This window comes from Streptomyces sp. JJ36 (assembly GCF_021696945.1).
Classification (GTDB): domain Bacteria; phylum Actinomycetota; class Actinomycetes; order Streptomycetales; family Streptomycetaceae; genus Streptomyces.
The window spans coordinates 1-1490 of sequence record NZ_JACYHE010000163.1; the positions used below are offsets into that span (position 1 = coordinate 1).

Consider the following 1490-nt stretch of genomic DNA (forward strand, 5'->3'; position numbering starts at 1 on the left):
GGCGACGGGGGCGCAGCATGCGAAGGGGAAGTTGACGGCGCGTGAGCGGATCGAGTTGTTGCTGGATGAGGGGTCGTTCCGGGAGGTGGAGGGGCTTCGGCGGCATCGGGCGTCGGGGTTCGGGCTGGAGGAGCGGCGTCCGTACACCGATGGGGTGATCACCGGGTGGGGTCTGGTGGAGGGTCGCCGGGTATTCGTGTACGCGCATGATTTCCGGATCTTCGGTGGGGCGCTGGGGGAGGCGCATGCGGCGAAGATCCACAAGATCATGGATATGGCGATCGCGGCGGGGTGTCCGCTGGTGTCGCTGAACGACGGTGCGGGGGCGCGGATCCAGGAGGGTGTGGCGGCGCTGGCCGGCTATGGGGGGATCTTCCAGCGCAACACCCGCGCGTCGGGGGTGATCCCGCAGATCAGTGTGATGCTGGGTCCGTGTGCGGGGGGTGCGGCCTATTCGCCGGCGCTGACGGATTTCGTGTTCATGGTGCGCGATACCTCGCAGATGTTCATCACGGGTCCGGATGTGGTGGAGGCGGTGACGGGGGCGCAGGTCTCGCAGAACGGTCTGGGGGGTGCGGATGTGCACGCCGCGACCTCGGGGGTGGCGCACTTCGCCTATGACGACGAGGAGACGTGTCTGGCGGAGGTGCGGTACCTGCTGTCGCTGCTGCCTGCGAACAACCGGGAGAACCCGCCGGTCGTGGAGTGCACGGATCCGGCCGGCCGGGTGGCGCCGGAGCTGGTGGATGTGGTGCCCGCGGACGGGAACCGGCCGTATGACATGCGGACCGTGATCGAGACGCTGGTCGATGACGGGGAGTTGCTGGAGGTCCATGAGCGCTGGGCGGGGAACATCCTCACGGTGCTGGCGCGGATGGACGGGCATGTGGTGGGTCTGATCGCCAACCAGCCGCAGCATCTGGCCGGGGTGTTGGACATCGAGGCGTCGGAGAAGGCGGCGCGGTTCGTGCAGATGTGCGATGCGTTCAACATCCCCCTGGTGACGTTGCTGGACGTGCCCGGCTTCCTGCCGGGGGTGGACCAGGAGCACGGGGGGATCATCCGGCACGGCGCGAAGCTGCTGTACGCCTACTGCAACGCGACGGTGCCGCGGGTGTCGGTGGTGGTGCGCAAGGCGTACGGGGGTGCGTACATCGTGATGGACTCGCAGTCCATCGGGGCGGATGTGGCGTATGCGTGGCCGACGAACGAGATCGCGGTGATGGGGGCCGAGGGCGCGGCGAACGTCATCTTCCGGCGGCAGATCGCCGCCGCGGACGATCCGGAGGCGATGCGGGCGCGGATGGTCAAGGAGTACAAGGCCGAGCTGATGCACCCCTACTACGCGGCCGAGCGGGGCCTGATCCACGACGTGATCGACCCGGCCGAAACACGGGGCACCCTGATCGACACCCTCGCGATGCTGCGGACCAAACACGCCGACCTGCCCGCCCGCAAACACGGCAACCCACCCCAGTAACCCCCACCGG

Annotated in this window: 1 protein-coding gene; it reads left to right on the top strand. The window is 68.3% G+C overall.

Features of this window, described 5'->3' with window-relative positions:
• Positions 1-1480, top strand: a 1480-nt coding sequence (locus HOY81_RS26990; protein ID WP_237323335.1) for an acyl-CoA carboxylase subunit beta, incomplete at its 5' end; no start/stop codon positions are given.
• Positions 1481-1490 lie beyond the last annotated feature (10 nt).